This window comes from Spirillospora sp. NPDC049652 (assembly GCF_040675125.1).
In the GTDB taxonomy this organism is placed as follows: domain Bacteria; phylum Actinomycetota; class Actinomycetes; order Streptosporangiales; family Streptosporangiaceae; genus Spirillospora.
This window is the reverse complement of the sequence record NZ_JBFAOF010001327.1, coordinates 1-1,564: the sequence shown is the minus strand read 5'-3', so window position 1 is coordinate 1,564 and position 1,564 is coordinate 1. Positions and strand designations below refer to the sequence as shown.

The window sequence follows — 1,564 nt, the reverse complement described above, 5'->3', positions numbered from 1 at the left end:
CACCGCCCCCGACGACGACCCGAACCCGTGGCCGGGCGAGGCGGACCGGCTGGCCCGGCTCATGGGCGAGCCGCCCGCGCGGTCGCTCGAACGGCTGCGGACCGTCGCGGCATGCCTGCGCGCGGCGGGCGGCGACGCGGCCGAACGCCCCGTGGTGGGCGGCGTGTACGAGAACGGCTGGCTCACGCTCCGCACCGGCACCCATGAGATCGCCTCGGCCGTCCTCACCGTCACCGGCAGGGACGCGCCGCTGGTGCTCGCCGCGGCGGCGAGGAAGGGGACCGGGACGTGACGAGACGCTTCTACGAGTACGCCCACCGCGTGACGTTCGCCGACACCAACGTCGTCGGCAACGTCTACTTCGCCGCCTACCTCGCCTGGCAGGGCACCTGCCGCGAGCTGTTCCTCGCCGACCACGCCCCCGGCGTGGTCAAGCGCCTGGACGACGACCTCGCGCTGGTCACCGTCTCGTGCGCCTGCGACTACCTGGCCGAGCTGAACGCCTTCGACCGCGTCTCGGTCCGCATGACGCTGTCGGAGCTGGAGGACAACCGCGTCACGATGGACTTCGCCTACTACCGCACCGGCGACGGCCCGGCGCTGCTGGCGGCGCGGGGCAGGCAGACCATCGCCTGCATGGTCCGCACGCCGTCGGGGCTCACGCCCGCCGCGATCCCCGACGACCTGCTGCTGGCGCTGCGCCCCTACGCCTGAGCCGCTCACGAGCCATGCGCGGTCAGGCCACCGGGGACGTCCGGCCGGCGCGGAAGGTGCGGCGGTAGGCGTCCGGCGGCACGCCGACCGTCCGGTTGAAGTGCCGCCGGAGCGTCGCGGCGGTGCCCATGCCGGTCGCCGCCGCGATGGCGTCCACACTGTCGTCGGTAGTCTCCAGAAGCTCCTGCGCGCGGCGGATGCGCTGGGTCAGCAGCCACTGGAGCGGCGTCGTGCCCGTCATCGCCCTGAAGTGCCGGCCCAGATGGCGCGAGCTCATGTTGGTGCGGCGCGCGAGGTCCTCGACCGTCAGCGGTTCGCCGAGCCGCTCGGTGACCCAGCCGAGCAGGTCGCTCAGCGGATGGTCGCCGCGTTCGGGCACCGGGGCCGCGACGAACTGCGCCTGCCCGCCCGGCCGGTGCGGCGCCACGACGAGCCTGCGCGCCGCCGCGTTGGCGACCGCTGAGCCGTGGTCGCGGCGGACCAGGTGCAGGCACAGGTCGAGGGCGGCGGCCTTGCCCGCCGAGGTGAGGACGCTGCCGTTGTCGACGTACAGGACGTCCGGATCGACCTCGACCTCCGGATAGCGCGCGGCCAGCGCCTCGGTGTGCGCCCAGTGCGTCGTCGCGCGCAGGCCGTCCAGCAGGCCCGCCGCGGCCAGCACGAACGCGCCCGTGCACAGCGACGCCACGCGCGCCCCGGCCTCGTGCGCCGCGCGGACGGCGGCGACCAGGTCGGCCGGGGGATCGGCGTCCACCTCGGCCCATCCCGGCACGATGACGGTGTCGGCGAGCGGCAGCCGGTCGAGGTCGTCGTCGGGGTCGAGCAGGAAGCGCCCGTCGGCGCGCACCGG

At 75.1% G+C, this 1,564-nt stretch carries 3 protein-coding genes; 2 read left to right on the top strand and 1 reads right to left on the bottom strand.

Annotated elements, in window-relative coordinates:
* Positions 1–292, top strand: a 292-nt coding sequence (locus AB0J52_RS39870) for a hypothetical protein (protein WP_500188340.1), incomplete at its 5' end; no start/stop codon positions are given.
* Positions 289–714 (top strand): acyl-CoA thioesterase, encoded by a 426-nt coding sequence (locus AB0J52_RS39865; RefSeq protein ID WP_500188339.1) that lies wholly within the window; start codon positions 289–291, stop codon positions 712–714. The genes AB0J52_RS39870 and AB0J52_RS39865, both read left to right, overlap by 4 nt.
* 22 nt (positions 715–736) lie before the next feature.
* On the opposite strand, the gene AB0J52_RS39860 is transcribed toward AB0J52_RS39865, so the two are convergent.
* Positions 737–1,561: a helix-turn-helix domain-containing protein gene (locus tag AB0J52_RS39860; protein WP_500188342.1), complete on the bottom strand. Its 825-nt coding sequence runs from the start codon at positions 1,559–1,561 to the stop codon at positions 737–739.
* Between the last annotated feature and the right edge of the window lie 3 nt (positions 1,562–1,564).